The organism is Phenylobacterium sp. RIFCSPHIGHO2_01_FULL_69_31 (assembly GCF_001824475.1).
Lineage (GTDB): Bacteria > Pseudomonadota > Alphaproteobacteria > Caulobacterales > Caulobacteraceae > Phenylobacterium.
On the sequence record NZ_MHXN01000003.1, the window covers coordinates 275184 to 294797 of the forward strand.

Consider the following 19614-nt stretch of genomic DNA (forward strand, 5'->3'; position numbering starts at 1 on the left):
GACTCAGTGGTTGTGTCGCGGCGTCTTCGCCGCGACGCCACGATACTTGACGGCCATCTCCAGCACCGCGCCGTCGGCAAGCTGGCCGGTCTTCTCGCGATAGAGCTCCTCCCACGGGGTGTGGCTCTCCGGGACCGGCGGCGGCCCCTCGGCCTTGCGCCGTTCGATCTCGCCCTCGTCCACCAGCGCATCGCACCGCCCGGCGTTCAGGTCGATGCGGATCGTATCGCCCGTGCGCAGCCAGGCCAGGCCCCCGCCCGCCGCGCTCTCCGGCGAGGCGTTCAGGATCGACGGGCTGTCCGACGTCCCCGACTGGCGGCCATCGCCCAGGGTCGGCAGGCTGGAGATCCCCCGCTGGATCAGGGCGTCCGGCGGCTGCATGTTCACCACCTCGGCCGAACCCGGCCAACCCAGCGGCCCGGAGCCCCGGATCACCAGGATCGAGCGCTCGTCGATGGCCAGCGCCGGATCGTTGATGCGGTGGTGGTAGTCGTCTGAGCCGTCGAACACGACCGCGCGGGCCTCGAACACCCCTTCCCGCCCCGGCTCGGACAGGTAGCGGGCGCGGAACTCCTCGGAGATCACCGAGGTCTTCATGATCGCGAAGTCGAACAGGTTGCCCTTCAGCACCACGAAGCCGGCGCGCTCGCGAAGCGGCTGGTCGTAGGGCAGGATCACGTCCCGGTCGGTCGAGACGCGGCCCGCCACGTTCTCGGCGAGCGTGCGGCCGGTGACGGTCAGGCAGCCGCCCTCGATCTGTCCCGCCGCCAGGAGCTCGCTCAGCACGGCCGGCACGCCGCCGGCGCGGTGGAAGCGCTCGCCCAGGTACTTGCCGGCCGGCTGCATGTTGACCAGCAGGGGGATGTCCAGGCCGTGGACGCTCCAGTCGTCGGGCGCCAGCTCGACGCCCGCATGGCGGGCCATGGCCACGATGTGCGGCTGGGCGTTCGAGGAGCCGCCGATGGCGCTGACGGTCTTGATGGCGTTGAGGAAGGCGGCGCGGTCCAGGATCTTCGACGGGCGCAGGTCCTCGTAGGCCATCTCCACGATCCGCCGCCCGGTCTCGTAGGCCATCTGGCCACGCTCGCGGTAGGGCGCCGGGATCGCCGCGCAGCCCGGCAGGGACAGCCCCAACGCTTCGGCCACGGCGTTCATGGTCGAGGCCGTGCCCATGGTGTTGCAGTGGCCGGCGGACGGCGCCGAGGCGGTGGCGCGGGCCAGGAACTCCGCCTCGTCGATCTCGCCGGCGGCCAGCTTGCGGCGGCTGCGCCAGATCACCGTGCCGGAGCCGACCAGCTCGCCCTCGTGCCAGCCGTCCAGCATCGGCCCGCCCGACAGCACGATGGCCGGGATATCGACGGTGGAGGCGGCCATGATCCCGCTGGGCGTGGTCTTGTCGCAGCCGGTGGTCAGCACCACCGCGTCGATCGGATAGCCGTAGAGCGTCTCGACCAGCCCCAGATAGGCCAGGTTGCGGTCCAGCGCCGCGGTGGGGCGGCGGCAGTTCTCGAAGATGGGGTGGACCGGGAATTCCATCGGGATCCCGCCGGCGTCCCGGATGCCGTCGCGCACCCGCTTCGCCAGCTCCACGTGGATGCGGTTGCAGGGGGAAAGGTCGCTGCCCGTCTGGGCGATGCCGATGATCGGCCGGCCATCCTGCAGCTCGGCCGGGGTCACGCCGTAGTTCATGAACCGTTCCAGGTAGAGGGCGGTCATGTCGGAGCGGGCGGGATCGGCGAACCAGTCCCGGGAGCGGAAGGGGCGGGCCGGGGTGCGGTCAGGCATGTCGGACATCGTGCTGCGGCAGGCCCGGCGTGTCGACGTCGAACCGGAACAGGCCGCCCGCCAGGGGCTGGGCCTCGCGCTCGGCGGGCGACAGGCCCTTCCAGGCGGTGGTGGCGTAGACGGTCTTCAGGTCCGGGCCGCCGAAAGCGATCTTAGTGACGTTGGCCACGGGCAGGCGGACGAAGCCGATCTGTTCGCCCTTCGGCGAATAGCGGCGAGCGCCCCAGCCGGCGAAGAGGCCGGTCCAGACGCAGCCCTCGGCGTCCACGGCAGGGCCGTCGGGATAGCCGGCGCCCTCCTCGATCTGGGCGAAGACCCGCTTGTTCGAAAGGCCGCCGTCCGGGGCCAGGTCGAAGGCGTAGAGCACCCGCTTCAGGGTGTCGGTGTGGTAGAGCGTGCGGCCGTCGGGACTGACCGCTGGGCCGTTGGTGATGCAGTAGCCGTCGTCCATGCGGCGCAGGCCGCGGTCGTCCAGGCGATAGAGCGCGCCCGTCAGGTCCGTCTCGCCGTCGTGCATGGAGCCGAACCAGAGGCGGCCACGGGCGTCCACGAAGCCGTCGTTCAGGCGATTGCCCAGGCTCGCATCCTCCACCGTGGCCATCAGGTCGAACCGGCCGCTGGCCGGGTCGAACCGGTGCAGGCCGGTCTTCAGCCCCGCGATCCACCCGCTACCCTGAAGCGGCGCGATGAAACCGGGCTGCGCCGGCGCCTGCCAGCTGAACGCCGCCCCGCTCTCGGGCTCGTAGCGGTGGATGCGCAGGCCCTTGATGTCGACGAACCAGACCGCCTTGTCGGCAGCGCGCCAGACCGGCCCCTCGCCCAGCTCGCAGGCGGACCGCAGGACGCAGACGGGCGCGGCGGCGCTCATCGCCAGCCCGCGTCGATCCAGTACTCGTGGCCGGTGCAGAACCGCGCGTCGTCCGAGGCCAGGAACAGCACCAGGGCCGCCACGTCGCGGGGCTCGATCCGGCCCTTCAGGCACTGCTGAGCGACGATCTCGGCCTCGCCTTCGGGCGTGTACCACTTGAGCTGCCGCGGCGTGCGCACATTGCCGGGTGCGATGCAGGTGACGCGGATCCCGAACGGTCCCAGCTCGCGGGCCAGGGCCCGGGTCATGCCCTCGATCCCCGCCTTGGCGGTCTCGTAGAGGACGAGGTCCGGCAGGCCGAGATGCCAGGAGATGGAGCCGAAGTTGATGATCGCCCCGCCGCCGGCGGCCTTCATCCCCTCCACCACCGCCTGGGCGCAGAAGACCATGTGGCGCAGGTTCACGGCGATCCGGTCGTCGAAATAGGCCGGCGTCACCTCGGCCAGGGTGTGGCGGTCGTCGTTGCCGGCGTTGTTGACCAGCACGTCCACCGGCCCGATCGCGCGGAAGAACGCCGCGATGGCGTCGGCGTCCCGCAGGTCCACCGCGTGGAACCTGGGCGCGACCTTGGCCTCGCCGAGGCTCGCGACAAGCGCCTTCGATTCCGCCTCCAGGACGTCGACGAAGTGCACCTCGGCGCCCTGACCTGCGAAGGCCTCGACCAGCCCGGCCCCGATGCCGGAGCCGCCGCCGGTGACGACCACCCGCTTGCCCTCCAGGCTGGGATAGAGCGCGCCCCGCGGTCGGGCGTCTGCCTTCACCGTCACGCCCATGAGTAGGCCGTCTTGGTCTGGGTGTAGAACTCGACCGCCGAGAAGCCCTGTTCCCGGGCGCCGTAGCTGGACTTCTTCGAACCGCCGAACGGGACGTGATAGTCGACGCCGGCGGTGGGCAGGTTGACCATCACCATCCCCGCCCGCACCCGCCGCTGGAAGTCGCGGGCGTATTTCAGCGAGGTGGTCACAATTCCGGCCGACAGGCCGAAGTCGCCGCCGTTGGCCACGGCCAGGGCCTCGTCGTAGTCCTTCACCCGGACGGTGCTGGCGACCGGGCCGAACACCTCCTCGTTGTTGATCCGCATCCTGGGATCGGTGTCGGCGATCAGGGTGGGCTGGACATACCAGCCGGGGGTGTCGAGCTTCAGCCGCCCGCCGCCGGTGACGATGCGGCCCCCCTCGGACGTGGCGATGTCCATGTAGCGGTAGCTGGTCTCCATCTGGGCCTCGCTGACCGCGGGGCCCATCTGGGTCTGGGGATCCAGCGCATCGCCGACCCGCAAGGCCGCCACCTTCTCGGCCAAGGCGGCGACGAAGCGGTCATGGATGGCGTCGGTGACGATGATCCGGCTGGAGGCCGTGCAGCGCTGGCCGGTGGCGAAGAACGAGCCGTCCAGGGCCGCCATCACCGCCCGGTCCAGGTCGGCGTCGTCCAGGATCACCAGCGGGTTCTTGCCGCCCATCTCCAGCTGCACCCGGGCCTGGCGCTTCACCGCGGCCTCGGCGACCGTGGCGCCCACGCCCTGCGAGCCGGTGAACGAGACGCCGTCCACGCCCGGATGGTCGACCAGCTTTGCGCCCATGGCCCCGGGCCCGAAGATCATGTTGAAGACGCCCTTCGGCGCGCCGCACTCCCAGATGATCTCGGCCAGGGCGGCGGCGGTGGCCGGCGTCGGCCCCGCGGGCTTCAGCACCACGGTGTTGCCGAACGCCAGGGCCGGCGCGCTCTTCCAGGCGGGGATGGCGATGGGGAAGTTCCACGGCGTGATCAGCCCGAACACGCCGACCGCCTGGCGGTAGGTCTGGATCTCCACGCCCGGGCGCACCGAGTCCAGGTTCTGGCCGTGGCGGCGGAGCGCCTCGCCGGCGAAGTACTTGAAGATCCGTCCCGCCCGGACCGTCTCGCCGATGCCCTCGGGCAGGGTCTTGCCCTCCTCCCGCGAGAGCAGCCGGCCCAGCTCCTCGCGCCGGGCCAGGATGGTGTCGCCCACCTTGTCCAGCAGGTCCGAGCGCACCTCGGGCGAAGCTTCCGACCAGGCCGGGAACGCGGCCTGCGCCGCGTCGACGGCTGCGTTCACCTCGGCCTCGCCGCCGCGAGGAACATGGGCCACCACGTCGGCTGTGTTGGAGGGGTTGGTGCTGTCCTCGGCCGCCGCCGCGCGCACGCGCTCGCCGCCGATGTACTGGGGTAAGGTCTCGGTCATTGCGCAGCCTGGGGCAGGAGGAGGCCGCGTCCGGCCAGGTTTCGCATCAGGTCGCCGACGCCGAAGCTCCACGGCGCGGCGGCTTTCGAGGTCGTCACCTCGTTCTCAAGGGTCCCGAGGCGGGGGCTGGAGACCCGCACCACGTCGCCGACCTTGTGGGTGAACCCTTGGCCCGCCACGTCGCGGTCCTGGGTCGGGGCGAACAGCGTGCCCAGGAACAGGGCGAAGCCGTCGGGGTACTGGTGCTCGGACAGCGCCTGGCGGACCAGCTCCAGCGGATCGCGGCTGATCTGGTCCATCGAGCTCACGCCCTCGAGCCGGTAGTTGTCGCGGCCCTCGATCACCAGGTCGACCCGGGCGCGCCGCACGTCGTCGAGGGTGAAGCCCTCGTCGAAGAGCCGGATGAAGGGGCCCAGGGCGCACGAGGCGTTGTTGTCCTTGGCCTTGCCCAGCAGCAGCGCCGAACGGCCCTCGAAGTCGCGCAAGTTAACGTCGTTGCCCAGGGTGGCGCCCACCGCCCGGCCGGCGCGGTCGCACACCAGCACCACCTCCGGCTCGGGATTGTTCCAGGCCGAGTCCGAGCGGATGCCGACCTGGGCGCCGTGGCCCACCGCCGACAGCACGGGCGCCTTGGTGAAGATCTCCGCGTCCGGTCCGATGGCCACTTCCAGGTACTGCGACCAAAGCCCGTCGGCGATCAGGGCGGCCTTCAGCTTCGCCGCCTCGGGCGAGCCGGGCGTGACCGAGCGGATGTCGGCGCCGACCCGATCGCGCAGGTCCGCCCGAATGGCCTCGGCGCGCGCCGCATCGCCCCGGGCCCGCTCCTCGATCACCCGCTCGACCGCCGAGACCGCGAAGGTCACGCCGGCCGCCTTCACGCATTGCAGGTCGACCGGCGCCAGCAGCGGCTGGGCCGCGAAGTCGAAGGCGTCGATGGGACCCAGGTCCCGCCCGGGCGCCGTGGCGGCGTCGGAGTTCAAGAGGTCGGACACGGTTGGGGCCGCCCCCGAGACGTCGAACAGGCGCCCGTCCCGGCCCACGACCGGCGTCGGACCGGCCGGGGTCTCGATACGGCCCACGAGCGTCGCGGCCTGCCAATCCTCGGGCAAGAAGGCCGTCGGCCGCGATGCGGCGTCGCCCATGGTCAGACCTCCCTATTTTTGGTAGCGCTATCAATCCAAGGGCCGGCCTGTCAAGGTGAGCCTTCGCAGACGGCCGTCCAAGAGCCGCCATACCGAGGAGAGGAAGAACGCCATGCGCCCGTCGTCACGCTTTTCGAACCTGCGCCGCCTGGCCTCGGCCGGCCTGCTCATGCTGGCCCTGGGCGCGCCGGCGCAGGCGCGAGAGCCGGCCTGGGTCGGCGCCTGGGCCTCGTCGCAGCAGGTCCCGGAGCCGCGCAACACCCTGCCCGACGCCGCGCTCACCGACGCCACCGTGCGCCAGATCGTGCGCGTGACCGCCGGCGGGCCGCAGATCCGCATCCGGCTGTCCAACGCCTTCGGGACCGCGCCGCTGCGCTTCTCGGCGGTCCACGTAGCGCGCCCCCGGGCGCCGGGCTCCGCCGCCATCGACGCGGCCAGCGGCCGGCGGGTCACCTTCGACGGCCGCGCGGAGATCACCGTGCCGGCGGGCGCCGAGTATCTGTCGGACCCGGTGGACTTCGCCGTCCGGGCGCTGGACAGCGTCGCGGTCAGCTTCCACCTCCCCGCCGCCCCGGCGGTCCAGACCGGCCACCCGGGCTCGCGCACCACCACCTTCCACCTCCACGGCCAGCGGGTGGCGGACGCCGACCTGCCCGGGGCCGAGAAGGTCGTGCGCTGGTATCAACTCGCCGGGATCGACGTTCCGGCCGCGCCGCGCAGCGCCGCCATCGTCGCGTTCGGCGACTCCATCACCGACGGCTACGGCGTGGGCCCCGACCGCAACGAGCGCTGGCCGGACGTGCTGGCCGAGCGGCTGCAGCAGGTTCCGTCGCTGCGGCGGCTATCGGTCCTCAACCACGGCATCGGCGGCAACCGCCTGCTGCTGGACGGCCTCGGCCCCAACGCCCTGGCGCGGTTCGAGCGCGACGTCCTGGCCCAGACCGGGGTGCGCTACGTGATCGTCCTGGAGGGGGTCAACGACCTGGGCACCGCCGCCCAGGCCGGGGCGATGTCACCTGAGGCGCACGCCCGGCTCGTCGCGGACATGATCGGGGTCTACCGCCAAATGGTCGCCCGCGCCCGGGCCCGCGGGATCAAGGCGATCGGGGCCACCATCCTGCCCTTCGCGGGGTCGTTCTATAAGCCCGACGCCGCGCACGAGGCCGACCGCCAGGCCTTGAACGCCTGGATCCGCGCGCCGGGGAACTTCGACGCGGTGATCGATTTCGACGCGGTGATGCGCGATCCGGCCCAACCCGATCGGATGCGGGCCGACCTGGATTCGGGCGACCACCTGCACCCGTCGATGGCGGGCTACCGCGCGATGGCGGAGGCGGTTCCCCTGTCGCTGTTCAAGCCCTGAGGCCGCAAGTCACGCCGCCGGCGGGCCGTCCGACTGCCGGCGGATCAGGGTGAAATCCTGCAGCGCATGCGGGTGCTGCGCCGTCTCGCCGGCGCGGCGACTGCGGATCTCGTCGGCCAGCAGGGTCACGGCCTGACGCGACATGTCGGCGATGGGCTGGCGGATGGTGGTCAGCTCCGGCCACACCGTGGTGGCAAGCGCGCTGTCATCGAACCCCACCACGGTCAGGTCGCGCGGCACGTCCAGGCCGCGCCGGTGGGCCACGGCGATGGCCGCCGCCGCCATGTCGTCGTTGCTGGCGAAAATGGCGCTCACAGCCGGCCGGACCGCCATCAGGGTCTCCGCGGCCTCGAACCCGGAGCGGTAGGTGAAATAGCCCTGCGCCAGCAGCTCGTCCGGCGCGGCTAGGCCCGCCTCGTCCAGTGCGGCCAGATGGCCCTCCAGGCGCTGGCGGCTGGCGGTCTGGTTGGGATGGCCCTTGATGAAGCCGATCCGGCGGTGGCCCAGCGCGATCAGGTGCCGGGTCATGGCCTGGGCCGCGGCGAAGTCGTCGATGCGCACGGCGGAGACGTCGGCCGGGGGCTGGCCCGTCGCCACGGCCACCGCCGGCACGTTCGCCTCGGCCAGCGCCCGGGTCACGGCGGCGTTGTCGCACAGCGGCGGCGGCAGGATGATCCCGTCCACGCCCGAGGCCACCAGGCGGGTGGCGGCCAGCTCGGCCCGCTCGTCGTCGCACTTCTCGACGATCAGCTGGATATTGCCACGGCTGCACTGGTCCAGGCTGCCGACCAGGAACTCGCTCAGATAGGCCGCGCTGGGGTTCGAATAGAGCAGCCCGATCCGGACCAGGTCGGCGCCCGCCAGGCTGCGCGCGGCGGGGTTGGGGGCGTAGTTCAGCTCGCGGATCGCCGCGTTCACCGCCTCGCGCGTGGAGTCGCGGACGTTCTTCTCGCCGTTGATCACGCGCGACACCGTCATCGGCGACACGCCTGCGAAACGGGCGACGTCGTGGATCGTCAGGGACCCCCTCTGTCGACGCGCCGGCTTTGGCTCCAAACCCATTCTCCCAACTACGCCCTAGCTCTCGCCCAACCGCCGCCGCTTCTCAAGCCCGCGTCCTGCCGGATGCAACGCCCAATGCGGATTGGTCTGACCTACAATAGCGCACCGGTCAGACCGTATTGACAGCAAAGAACTGACCTAGTACCAGTCTCAATGTGACCGCTATCATTCTACAGTAGTGCAGCGGCCCGAGGACAGTCTTGGATACGGCACGGTCAAAGACCGGTCGACGCGCTTGCGCGTGAAGAACAACAAGTGTGTGCGCAGCACGCACCATGGGGACGGGAATTATGAATTCTTCACAGAAGAAGACGCCTGCGCACGCCAAGTCCTTGCTGCTGGGCGCCACATGTCTTGCGACTCTTTTGGCCACACAGGCCCAGGCGCAGACCGCGCCCGCCCCCGCCGGCGACGTGGACGAGGTGGTCGTGACGGGATTCCGCCGCAGCCTGGCCGAATCGACCACCGCCAAGCGTGAGGCCACCGGCTTTCAGGACAGCATCTTCGCCGAGGACATCGGCAAGTTCCCCGACACGAACCTAGCCGAATCGCTGAACCGGATCCCGGGCGTGCAGCTGACCCGCGAGATCACCGGCGAAGGGCTGAACATCGCCATTCGCGGCCTGGGCACGAACTTCACGAAGATCATGCTCAACGGCAACCAGATCGCGGTGGCCTCGTCGGGCCGTACCGACAGCCAGAACCAGAACCGGGAGGTGGACCTCGACGTCTTCCCGACCGAGCTCTTCAACCGCCTGGACGTGAACAAGACGCCGGTGGCCAGCATGCTGGAGGGCGGGGTCTCCGGCTCGGTGAACATGCGCAGCGCCCGGCCCTTCGACAATCCGGGCCGCCAGCTCAACTACTCGCTCCAGGGCGCCTTCAACGAGAATTCCGAGAAGTGGAGCCCGCGCGGCGCCCTGATCGCCAGCCAGACCTGGGACACCAACATCGGTGAGTTCGGCATCCTGGCCGGGGTGGCCATCGCCCGCAACAAGGTGGAAACCCGGGGCTTCGAGACCATCGGCTGGTCCAACGCCACGAACGTCATCTGCGCCGGCTGCAACACCAACGGCGGCAATGGCTTCAACTTCGCCACGACGGTCCCCGCCAACGCCGGCAACGGCCTGGTCGCCGGCACGGTGATCGACAACGCGTTCCTCCTCGCGAACAACCCCGGCACGACCCTGCAGCAGCTCAGCGACGGCCTGCTGCCGCGCCTGGGCCGCCCGGCCTACAGCGCCGGCCGCCGCGACCGGGATTCGGCCCTGATCTCCATCGAGTACCGGCCGTCGGAAAACCTCAGCTTCTACTTCGACACCCTGCTGGCCCAGGCCGAGCGCAAGTTCGAGCGCCTGGACATGAACTGGATCGTCCGCAACTCGAACAACATGGTCCCCCTGAACGTGAAGGTGGACTCCAACAACGTGGTCACCTCCGGGACCTTCGCCAACTCGCAGTTCTTCCTGGAGTATCGGCCGTACGAAGAGGATCTGGAGTTCTTCAACCTGAACCCCGGCTTCACCTGGCAGGCCAACGACTGGATCAAGGTCGAGGGCCAGCTCAACATGAGCAAGAGCCAGTTCTTCCGCGAGGCGCCCAGCGTGCTGGTGAACACGCCGCTGAACGCCGGCGTGACGGTGACCTACGACAACACCTCCGGCCCCTTCCCCACCATCGACACCAACGTCGACCTGAACGATCCGAACCTCGGCTGGCTCTGGGCGGGCGCCCGAGTGAACATCCAGAACGAGCGCCGCGTCACCAAGACCAAGGGCGCGCACCTGGACACCACGTTCGGCGACGAGAACCTCAGCCTGAAGGTGGGCGGCGCGTACGATACCGCCCGCCGCTCGATCATTGCCCTCGACAACAGCCCCGCCTGGCAGCAGGCGGTGTGCGGCGGCGGCGGGACGTTCCAGCCCGCGCCCGCGCCCCAGCCGGCCTGCAACGGCCAGGCGGGCTCGGCGGTGACCCAGTCGCAGCTGGCCTCCTACCTGCGCCCCGGCCCCGACGGGTACGTCACGGTGGACTGGGACGCCTTCAAGCAGGCGACGAACTACGACGCCTTCAGCGACGCCGCGCCCTTCTCGGCCGCCTCGGCCACCGCGGCCCGCTCGGGCATCATCAAGGAGGAGACCGTCGGCGCCTACGCCGAGTTCAACGGCACGTCGGAGTTCCGGGACTTCCGGCTGCGCTACAACGCCGGCGTCCGCTACGTCTCCACCGAGCAGAAGATCACCGGCCCCTTCACGCCGCCGGGCGCGCCGGCCCCCACCGGCTTCCAGACCCTGGGCTCGCGCTACGACGCCTACCTGCCCTCGTTCAACGCCTCGCTGGAGCTGCCGCACAATGTGGTGTTCCGCCTGGCCGCCTCGCGCACCCTGACGCGGCCCGACCCCAGCGCCATGCTGCCGGGCACCAGCTTCAGCGACCCGTCGGCCCAGAACGCCAGTCAGGGCAATCCGAACCTGACCCCGTTCAAGTCGAACAACTTCGACGCCGGCATCGAGTGGTACACCGGGCAGGAGGGCTATATCGGCGCGGTCGGCTTCCAGAAGGAGGTCAGCGGCTTCACGGTTCAGGGCACCAACACCATCCCGTTCCGCCAGTTGGGCGTGCCGTTCGAGAGCCTGACCCCCAACCAGCAGCAGGCGATCAACAACCGCGGCGGCCCCGATGCGGCCACGGTGACGGTGACCCAGCAGGTCAATGCCGGCGGGGTGCTGACCATCCGCGGCTATGAGCTGAACTGGGTGCAGCCGCTGAGCTTCGTCGTGGACGGCCTGGGCTTCACCGCCAACTACACCCGCATCTACCAGAGCGCGTCCGGCGCCGGCGCGCCGCCGGTGGCGATCGGGGTGTCGCCCTACACCTACAACCTGACCGGCTATTACGAGAAAGGCCCCGCCTCCATCCGCCTGTCCTGGACCTACAACGACAAGCAGATCAGCTCGGGCCCCAACCAGAACAGCGTGCCGGTCGCCCAGCTGCGCACCGACGCCCGCGGCCAGCTCGACCTGTCGGCCAGCTACTCCTTCGACTGGCTGCCCACCGAGCCGCGGATCACGCTCGACATCATCAACATCACCGACGAGGAGCAGCGGCAGACCTTCGAGTATCCGAACGCCGCCTTCACCTACTACAAGCCCGGCCGCGGCATTCTCGTGGGTATTCGGGGCCGGTTCTAAAGGTCCGCTCGTCTCTCCCCTCGAGACCGGCAAGCCTCGGGCGGCGCGCAAGCGCCGCCCGCTTTGTTTCTGCGTTCCCCGCGGCTTGAAAGAACAGCGCTCTCGATTACTATCGATGTCCATGGGGGACGTTGCGCAGCTCGAGCTTTCGACGGACGACCTGCCCGCCTACCGTCCCGACGAGTTCGCCCGCGAGTTCTTCGGCAAGCTTGGCCAACGGATGGAGCTGGAGCCGGCGCGCGATGCGCCGATCCGCATCCAGGTGACGGCGCTCCCGCTCTCCACCGGCGTCGTCGCCGGCAGCGGCGCGATCAGCGCCATGACGAGCCATCGGACGAACGCGATGCGCAGCGACGGCAATTCGGATCTGCTGATCTGCTTTCCCGCGCAGCGGATGCTGGTGCGCGAGCAAGGCGGGGCCGAGCACCTGGCGGTTCCTGGCCAGGCCATCCTGGGTTCGCTCGACCGCCCGGTGAGTTTCGTCTCGCCCGAGGCGCGCAACCAGTTCGTGACCCTCCAGGTCTCGCGAAAGGCGCTCTCACCCTATGCCGCTTCACTGGATGACCATGCGGTCGGCGTCTCGGCGCCGGGCGATCCGCGCTATCGGCTTCTGAGGGACTATGCCGCCAGCCTGGGGCCGGACACGCTGGCGCTGCCCCGCCTCCGCGATCTTGCCGCGCGGCACCTGCTCGAGCTGACCGCGCTGGCGGTCGGCGCGACCGCGGACGGCCGCGACGCGGCCCTGCACGGCGGCTTGCGGGCCGCCCGCCTGGCGCAGGCCAAGAGCGCGATCATGGCCCACCTCGAACAGCCCGGCCTCTGCGCGGCCTTCGTCGCCAAGCGGATCGGCGTCTCGGAGCGCTATCTGCGCAAGCTGTTCGAGACCGAGCCGGAGACCTTCGCGGAGTTCGTCACGGCCCGGCGATTGGAGCGGGCCATGGCGATGCTGTCGGATCCGGCCCGGCGGCATCGACAGATCCTCGACATCGCCTTCTCCCTCGGTTTCGGCGACGTTCGGACCTTCAACCGCGCGTTCCGCGCCCGCTTCGGCCGCACGCCCTCGGACGTTCGGGCCGCGCGCGATCAGGCCTGAGCGGCTGTCAGGCCCCGGCCGCCCCGCCGGCGGGCCGTCATCCCCACCGCGGCAAAGCCCAGGATCATCATCAACCAGGTCGCAGGTTCAGGCACGGCAGCCGTCGGATCGTCCCTGAACGCGATGGCGCCCATCCGAGCCCAGGCGATCGGACTGTCGCTGCCGCTGAGGTTGAAGTCGAGGCGCATGCCCTGGACGATGTTGCCGGTGGCCAGGTCGTACTGGATGGCGCGCGCGTTACCGAAGCTGTCCTGCGTCGTCCCCCAGAGCTTGCCCTCGGGATCGAACGCGATGGACCCCATCCGGTCCCAGGAAATCGGGCTGTCGGCGCCGCTCAGATTGAAGTCGAGGCGCACGCCCTGGACGATGTTGCCGGTGGCGAGGTCGTACTGGATGGCGCGGGCGTTGCCGAAGCTGTCCTGCGTCGTCGCCCACAATTCCGCGGCGCTGGCCGACGTGGCGAACAGCGAAGTCGCGATGAGCGCGCAGCGCAAGGTGGAGAGTCGCGGCATGAATCCTCGCTCGAAGTCCGCAATCGGAAGCCAATCAAGGCCATGGTGCCGTACGGCAGGAGGCAGGTCTCGGCGCCTGCGGCCCACGCGCTGGTCAAATCCGGCCCTATCGAGCTCTTTGCGGGGGCTGCGAAGCGCGCGACCATCGGGCGATGCAAGTCTTTGAGCAGAACGCCGCCGGATCGCCGGACCGGTTCGACCTGGCCCTCGCCTATCCCCAGTGGCAGGGCTCGGGACGCTCCGCCAACCTGCCGCGGGGCGCGGAGGCCGCCGCCGAGGTCTGCAGCCGCTATGCCCCGCTGCGGCGCGTGGGGATGGCCGGGGATGGCGAGGCCGCTGGCGGGATCAATCGCTGGACCGCCATCCTCGACCAGTTCCGCTCCGCCCAGGCCATCCTCGACGAGGTGCGCCCGGCCCGCATCCTGACCGCGGGCGGCGACTGCGCGGTCGACGTCGCGGTCATCGACCACCTTCACCGGCGCTATCCGGACCTGACCGTCATCTGGGTGGACGCCCACCTGGACGCCAACACGGCCGAGACGAGCCCCAGCGGCGATTTCCACGGCATGCCGGTGGCCACGCTCCTGGGCCGGCCGCCGGCCGCCCTGCGGGGCCTGCTCGGCCCGCCCCTGGCGCCATCGCAACTCCTCTACGCCTCGGCCCACGTGGCCGACGACGGGGAGTGGGCCTTCCAGCGCGAGCGCGGCGTGCGCTGGCTCGAAGCCGGCGAGACCATCCCCGGACCGGTCCACATCCACTTCGACCTGGATGCGCTGGACCCGGCCCAGTTCCCCCATCTGGCCTATCCCGAGGGGCGGCTGTCTCTGGACGCCGGCGCGGACCTGGTGCGCAACGCCGCGGCGGGCGGAAACCTGGTGGGCCTGACCCTCACCGAATTCGCGCCTGCCGACGCGGCGGGGGCGCTCGACGGCAGCCGCTACCTGCAACGCCTCTGCGAAGCCGCCGGCCTCCGCGAGCTGGCGACCGGCTGAGGGGCGGATCGCTCGACGAACGCGGTTGCGCGAAATCAAACCCGGCGGACGACGCCCGTGCGAGGTCTGGGCGTCGCCATGCCGGCGAGTCGAACCCTGGAGCCTCCTATGCGCCGCGTCAGCCTAAGCCTCGCCGCCCTGTTCGCCGCGCTCGCCTCGCCGGCGCTGGCCAACCACCACGAGCCTCCGCGCATCGGCCTCGGCCTCGATCTGTCGAACGCGGACGGCGCGCTTCTGGGGCTGACCTTCGCCGATTCCCTCGCCGCCCTCACCAGCGACGACCTGAGCGTCGGCTGGACCGCCAGCCTGATCACACCGCTCCGGCTCCATGACGTGCCGCAGGCCGGCGATCTGGTCCCCGGCTACATCGGCGATCCCACCCTGCGGCTGGGCCTGATCGGGACCACGACCCCTTACGACAATCCCTATTTCTCGCTGGGCGGCGGCGCGGTCCTGGAGTCCAAGCTCTCGGACCTCGACCCCCAGCCCTACATCTTCCTCCACGTGCAGGAGGAGTTCTCGTACCTGAAGATCAGGTTCGAGACGCGCTACCGGGTCGGCGACCGGGATTTCGACCTCGACAACGAGCTGATCTTCGCGGGGATCTGCGGGTTCCAGTTCCGCCAGGCGGCGCCCGCCGGCCCGACCTTCCCGACCGACTGCGAGTTCGGCGAGGTGAGCGGCACGATCAGATCGGGCGCCGTGCCCGAGCCGGCGACCTGGGCGGTGATGGTGCTGGGCTTCGGCGCGGCGGGCGCCAGCCTGCGCCGCCGCCGCGCGGCGAGCGTCAGATCCCCGGTGCGTACGGGAAACTGAGCGCCTCGTACCACTCGACGGGGTGCGGCGGCGGCGCGTAGCCGGCCGGCAACGGCCGCTTCGAGAAGGTCTGGAAGTAGGCGATGCAGGCGTCGCGCCACCACTGGGCCTCCCGTTCCTGGACGGCCAGATAGGCCGCGACCTCCGCGTGGCGCTCCGCATCGACATGGGGCGCCATGGCGGCCCACGTCCGGCGCATCGCCTTCACGCCGTCGACGCCACGCGAGTAGCGGACCACCAGTTCGTCCCAAAGGGTCCGTCCCGACGCCACGCGATGGTCCCACGGGACGCGGTGGAACCACAGCAGGAAGCGCTCGTCGGCGGACAGCGCCTTCCCGGCTTGCGGCGCGTACTGGGCGACGGCGTTGCTGCCCGTGGCCATGCGGTCGAAGCCGATCCCCTCGGGCGAGGCGCGGTGGTAGTAGACGCTTGTCCAGTCGGCGCGCTCGCCACCGGCCACCCAAGGCCCCGGGCCATAGTGGTGGCTGCGGCCCATGATGTGGTGCAGGCCCAGCGGGGTCATGTAGTCCACCATGGTCTCGCGCGAGGCGGCCATCATGTCGCCGACCGGCTTCACCAGCGCCGGGTCGTTGGAGAACGTCATCCGGATCCACTCGTCCGCGATGGCGGCGGCGGACAGGTTCGGGTCCCAGGCCAGGCGGCCAAAGGCGTACCAGTTGGCCTGGTCGAAATGCGACCCCGACCAGTTGCGGTCCGCCCCGATATTGGCGACGCCGGCCATGCCGGTCAGGCCCTCGCCGGGCGCCCCCGCGGCGACCACCTTGGCGACGGTCGACCCCTTGCCGCCCCGCCACGTGTCGGCCTGCAGCACCTCTTCCCAGAGCGGCCCCTGGTAGACGAGGTGGGTGGCGAAGCCGAGGTATTCCTTGGTGATCTGGAATTCCATCATCAGCGGCGTCTTGGGCATCGCGCCGAACAGCGGGTGGAACGGCTCGCGCGGCTGGAAATCCAGCGGCCCGTTCTTCACCTGCACGATGACGTTCCTGGCGAACTTGCCGTCCAGGGGGGTGAACTCGGACCAGGCCTGCTTGATCCGGTCCTCGGGCTGCTCGTGCGAATAGACGAAGGCCCGCCACATGACGACGCCGCCGTGGGGGGCCAGCGCCTCGCCCAGCATGTTGGCCCCGTCGGCGTGCGAGCGGCCATAGTCCTGCGGCCCGGGCTGCCCCTCGGAGTTGGCTTTGACCAGGAAGCCGCCGAAGTCGGGGATGGTGCGGTAGATTTCGTCCGCCTTGGCCTTCCACCAGGCGCGGACGGCCGGGTCCAGCGGGTCGGCGGTGGGCAGGCCGCCGATCTCCTTCGGCGCCGAGAACCGGGCCGACAGATAGACCTTGATCCCGTAGGGCCGCAGCACCTCGGCCACGGCGGCGGCCTTCTCCAGATAGGGCTGCGTCAGGCTGTCGGCCTTGGCGTTGACGTTGTTGAGGACCGAGCCGTTGATGCCGAGCGAGGCGTTGGCGCGGGCATAGTCGACGTAGCGAGGGTCCTTGTAGTCGGGCAGCTTCCACCAGTCCCAGATCGACTGGCCCGCGTAGCCGCGTTCCACCGACCGATCCAGGTTGTCCCAGTGGTTGAGGACGCGCAGTTTCACCGCCGGCTTGGCGGCGATGTCGAGCTTCCCGATCGGCTGGCGGGTCTGGACCAGCCGCAGGACGTGGAAGGCGCCGTAGAGCACGCCGACCTCGGAGTTCGCCGCGATCACCGTGGTCGGCCGGCCGTCCACCTGCAGCGAGCGGATCACGTAGCCCTCCGCGCCCATTCCCTGCAGCGGCAGCTTCAGCGCCGCGATCTGCGGCGAGGCGGCGGTTCCCGCCAGCAGCGCCGCACGCGTGGAGGCCGGCGCCCCGCCCCGTAGGCCGGCCAGGCCCCGCTCCAGCTCCGCCCTTGCGGCCCTGAGGGTCGGGCTGTCGCCCAGCACCGTCACCTCGCCCACCGCCGCGGCGCCGTCCACGGGCCGATAGCGGAGCCAGAGGTCGTAGCCGTCCTCCGCCCGCGCAGCGCCCGCGCCGACGGACAGGGTCGCCGCAGCCATCAAGGCCAGAAACATGCGCCGGATCATGGAGACCTCCAGTGGTCGAGACATTCCCGTTCTATTGGTCAGACCACCTCGTTGACAACCTTTCTGTCGCGGCCTAGGCAGAAGCGTCCGCGAAAGGCCCCCATGCCCAAGATCACCGCCGCCAAGACGATCGTCACCTGCCCGGGACGGAACTTCGTCACGCTCAAGATCGAGACGTCCGATGGCGTCACGGGCGTTGGCGACGCGACGCTGAACGGCCGCGAGCTGTCGGTGAAGAGCTACCTGGACGACCACGTGATCCCCTGCCTGATCGGCCGCGACGCACACCGGATCGAGGACATCTGGCAGTATCTCTACAAGGGCGCCTACTGGCGTCGCGGGCCGGTGACCATGACGTCGATCGCCGCCGTCGACATGGCGCTGTGGGACATCAAGGGCAAGCTCGCGGGCCTGCCGGTCTATCAGCTACTCGGCGGCGCCAACCGCAGCGGCGTCATGGTCTACGGCCACGCCAACGGCGAGACGATAGACGACACAATCACCCGTGCGGGTGAATATCTGGCCGCCGGCTACCGCGCCGTGCGCCTCCAGACGGGCGTCCCCGGCATGACCGGGACCTACGGCGTCTCGAAGGACAAGTTCTTCTACGAGCCCGCGGACGCCGACCTGCCCACCGAGACCGTCTGGTCGAGCGAGCGCTACCTCCCGGTCGTACCCGAACTCTTCGCCGCGGCGCGCGAGGCGCTGGGCTGGGATATCCACCTCCTCCACGACGTCCACCACCGGCTGAAGCCGATCGAGGCGGCGCGCCTGGGCAAGGACCTGGAGCCCTATCGTCCGTTCTGGATCGAGGATCCGACGCCAGCCGAGAACCAGGACGCCTTCCGCCTGATCCGGCAGCACACCACGACGCCCCTCGCCGTGGGCGAGATCTTCAACTCGATCTGGGACTGCAAGGCGCTGATCGAGAACCAGCTCATCGACTACATCCGCGCCACCGTCACCCACGCCGGCGGCATCACCCACCTGCGCCGGATCGCCGCCCTGGCCGACCTCTACGGGGTGCGGACCGGCTGCCACGGCGCCACCGACCTGTCGCCGGTGTCGATGGCGGCGGCGCTGCACGTCGACCTGTCGATTCCGAACTTCGGGGTCCAGGAGTACATGCGCCACACCGCCGAGACGGACGCAGTATTCCCGCATGCCTATGCCTTTGCCGACGGCCAGCTGCACCCGGGCGATGCGCCGGGCCTGGGCGTCGACATCGACGAGGCGGCGGCGGCGAAGTTCCCCTACCGCCGCGCGTTCCTGCCCGTGGCGCGGCTGCAGGACGGTACGATGCACGACTGGTGAGGCCCAGGTTCGGCATGGGAACCTGACTCATGGTATCGAACGTGCGGCGTCCCAGTGGACGCGCAGCAGATATGCGTCAGGAGTCCATGGCCGTCAGCGGCAAGCTCTATCGGCGTCTCGCCGACTCCATCGCCGCCGAGATCGAGGCGGGGACGTACAAGGTGGGCGAGCGTCTGCCGACCGAGCGCGAATTGGCCGATCAGTACGGCGTCAGCCGGCCCACTCTGCGCGAGGCGCTGATCGCGCTCGAGATGCTGGGCATGATCGAGGCGCGCCACGGCCTCGGCATCTATGTCACCCGCGCCCAGATGCCCCTCACCGCCTCGGCCTACGACGTGGAGATCGGCGCCTTCGAACTGATCGAGGCGCGGCGCCTGTTCGAGGGCGAGGCCTGCGCCCTGGCCGCGGCGACCATCGACGAGGAGGCGATCGCCGAACTGGAACGCCTGTTGGGCCTGATGGCCGACCAGGACGAGCTCAAGGGCGAGGACGCGGACAAGGAATTCCACATGGTGATCGCCCGCTCTACCGGGAACGGCGCGATCATCGCCACGGTCGAGAACCTGTGGGAGCTCCGCAACCGCTCGCCCCTGGCCCGCGCCATCCTCAGCCGCGCGCGCGGCGGCGGCCTGCAGCCGCGCATCGAGGAGCACCGGCGCGTGCTCGACGCCCTGAAGGCGCACGATCCCGCCGAGGCCCGCCAGGCCATGCGCGATCACCTGGAACGCGTGATCGAGCACCTCCTCCACGCCACCGAGACCGAGGCGCTGGAGAAGGCCCAGCAGGAGAGCAAGGCGCGCCGGAGCCAGGTGGCCAAACGGGTGGCGATCTGACGAGTCGCCCGCACCGCCGCGGCGCATGATTTCGCCGCCGCCGATACACAGCGGCAACATCCCGGCCGCACTGCAGACCTAACGCCTTTCCCGCGGGCGAACCGGCGCCGCGTGGGGACGCCTCCTTGCGACAACGCTCGCCTTCGCATCGATACGTAGCGCTCATCGTCGCAGCGGCGCTCCACGCGCTGGTCGCGGTCCTTCTGGCGTCGAGGACGCCGCCGCAGGTCCCTGAACCCCAAGCCATGCAGGTCACGCTCCTGGAGCTGGCGCCGCGCCCCAAAGCGCCCCGCGCCGCGCCGCCGACCACTCCAGCGGCCAGCCCAGGCGCCAGGGCTCCGGCCGGCCGCCCCACGGCGCCGG

Annotated in this window: 15 protein-coding genes; 7 read left to right on the plus strand and 8 right to left on the minus strand. The window is 70.3% G+C overall.

Annotation, left to right across the window (positions count from 1 at the left end; translation table 11 throughout):
- Positions 1–3: 3 nt before the first annotated feature.
- Genes A2790_RS01535 through A2790_RS01555 form a run of 5 tightly spaced genes read right to left on the minus strand, consistent with a single transcriptional unit; the run spans position 4 to position 5995 of the window.
- A complete protein-coding gene (locus A2790_RS01535) occupies positions 4–1785 on the minus strand; it encodes an IlvD/Edd family dehydratase (RefSeq protein ID WP_293386947.1) in 1782 nt (593 codons plus the stop codon).
- A complete protein-coding gene (locus tag A2790_RS01540) occupies positions 1778–2653 on the minus strand; it encodes an SMP-30/gluconolactonase/LRE family protein (RefSeq protein WP_293386948.1) in 876 nt (291 codons plus the stop codon). The genes A2790_RS01535 and A2790_RS01540 overlap by 8 nt, the downstream gene beginning before the upstream one ends.
- Positions 2650–3426: an SDR family oxidoreductase gene (locus tag A2790_RS01545; protein ID WP_293386949.1), complete on the minus strand. Its 777-nt coding sequence runs from the start codon at positions 3424–3426 to the stop codon at positions 2650–2652. The genes A2790_RS01540 and A2790_RS01545 overlap by 4 nt, the downstream gene beginning before the upstream one ends.
- Complete coding sequence (locus tag A2790_RS01550; protein ID WP_293386950.1) at positions 3417–4853, minus strand: aldehyde dehydrogenase family protein; 1437 nt, start codon at positions 4851–4853, stop codon at positions 3417–3419. Before A2790_RS01550 ends, A2790_RS01545 begins: the two co-directional genes overlap by 10 nt.
- Positions 4850–5995 (minus strand): fumarylacetoacetate hydrolase family protein, encoded by a 1146-nt coding sequence (locus A2790_RS01555; RefSeq protein ID WP_293386951.1) that lies wholly within the window; start codon positions 5993–5995, stop codon positions 4850–4852. Before A2790_RS01555 ends, A2790_RS01550 begins: the two co-directional genes overlap by 4 nt.
- A 112-nt stretch (positions 5996–6107) precedes the next feature.
- Here A2790_RS01555 and A2790_RS01560 point away from each other — a divergent pair, with 112 nt between their 5' ends.
- Entirely contained in the window at positions 6108–7358 is a 1251-nt protein-coding gene (locus tag A2790_RS01560) for an SGNH/GDSL hydrolase family protein (protein WP_293386952.1), read from the plus strand.
- A 9-nt stretch (positions 7359–7367) separates the two neighbouring features.
- Here A2790_RS01560 and A2790_RS01565 read toward each other — a convergent pair whose 3' ends face one another.
- Entirely contained in the window at positions 7368–8420 is a 1053-nt protein-coding gene (locus tag A2790_RS01565; RefSeq protein ID WP_293386953.1) for a LacI family DNA-binding transcriptional regulator, read from the minus strand.
- Positions 8421–8710: 290 nt separating this feature from the next.
- Between A2790_RS01565 and A2790_RS01570 the strand changes: the two genes are divergently transcribed.
- Together A2790_RS01570 and A2790_RS01575 are read left to right on the plus strand one after the other, a co-directional pair.
- Positions 8711–11611 (plus strand): TonB-dependent receptor, encoded by a 2901-nt coding sequence (locus A2790_RS01570; protein WP_293386954.1) that lies wholly within the window; start codon positions 8711–8713, stop codon positions 11609–11611.
- A gap of 115 nt (positions 11612–11726) precedes the next feature.
- On the plus strand, positions 11727–12704 hold the full coding sequence (locus A2790_RS01575; RefSeq protein WP_293386955.1) for an AraC family transcriptional regulator: 978 nt from the start codon (positions 11727–11729) through the stop codon (positions 12702–12704).
- Here the strand turns inward: A2790_RS01575 and A2790_RS01580 are convergent.
- Positions 12695–13216, minus strand: coding sequence for a PEPxxWA-CTERM sorting domain-containing protein (locus A2790_RS01580; protein ID WP_293386956.1), 522 nt, complete (start codon positions 13214–13216; stop codon positions 12695–12697). The two genes, A2790_RS01575 and A2790_RS01580, sit on opposite strands and share 10 nt — an antisense overlap.
- A gap of 152 nt (positions 13217–13368) precedes the next feature.
- On the opposite strand from A2790_RS01580, the gene A2790_RS01585 reads away from it, so the two are divergent.
- Both A2790_RS01585 and A2790_RS01590 read left to right on the plus strand, forming a co-directional pair.
- Positions 13369–14208 carry an arginase family protein gene (locus A2790_RS01585; protein WP_293386957.1) on the plus strand — a complete coding sequence of 280 codons (840 nt, stop codon included), beginning with the start codon at positions 13369–13371 and terminating at the stop codon, positions 14206–14208.
- 108 nt (positions 14209–14316) lie between these two features.
- Positions 14317–15024: a PEPxxWA-CTERM sorting domain-containing protein gene (locus A2790_RS01590; RefSeq protein ID WP_293386958.1), complete on the plus strand. Its 708-nt coding sequence runs from the start codon at positions 14317–14319 to the stop codon at positions 15022–15024.
- On the opposite strand, the gene A2790_RS01595 is transcribed toward A2790_RS01590, so the two are convergent.
- The gene (locus A2790_RS01595; RefSeq protein WP_293387050.1) at positions 14996–17092 is read right to left on the minus strand and encodes an alpha-glucuronidase family glycosyl hydrolase; all 2097 of its coding nucleotides are present in this window, start codon (positions 17090–17092) and stop codon (positions 14996–14998) included. The two genes, A2790_RS01590 and A2790_RS01595, sit on opposite strands and share 29 nt — an antisense overlap.
- A gap of 114 nt (positions 17093–17206) precedes the next feature.
- On the opposite strand from A2790_RS01595, the gene manD reads away from it, so the two are divergent.
- Positions 17207–18418: a D-mannonate dehydratase ManD gene (gene manD, locus A2790_RS01600; protein WP_293386959.1), complete on the plus strand. Its 1212-nt coding sequence runs from the start codon at positions 17207–17209 to the stop codon at positions 18416–18418.
- An 86-nt stretch (positions 18419–18504) separates the two neighbouring features.
- Positions 18505–19251 carry a FadR/GntR family transcriptional regulator gene (locus A2790_RS01605; RefSeq protein WP_293386960.1) on the plus strand — a complete coding sequence of 249 codons (747 nt, stop codon included), beginning with the start codon at positions 18505–18507 and terminating at the stop codon, positions 19249–19251.
- Positions 19252–19614 lie beyond the last annotated feature (363 nt).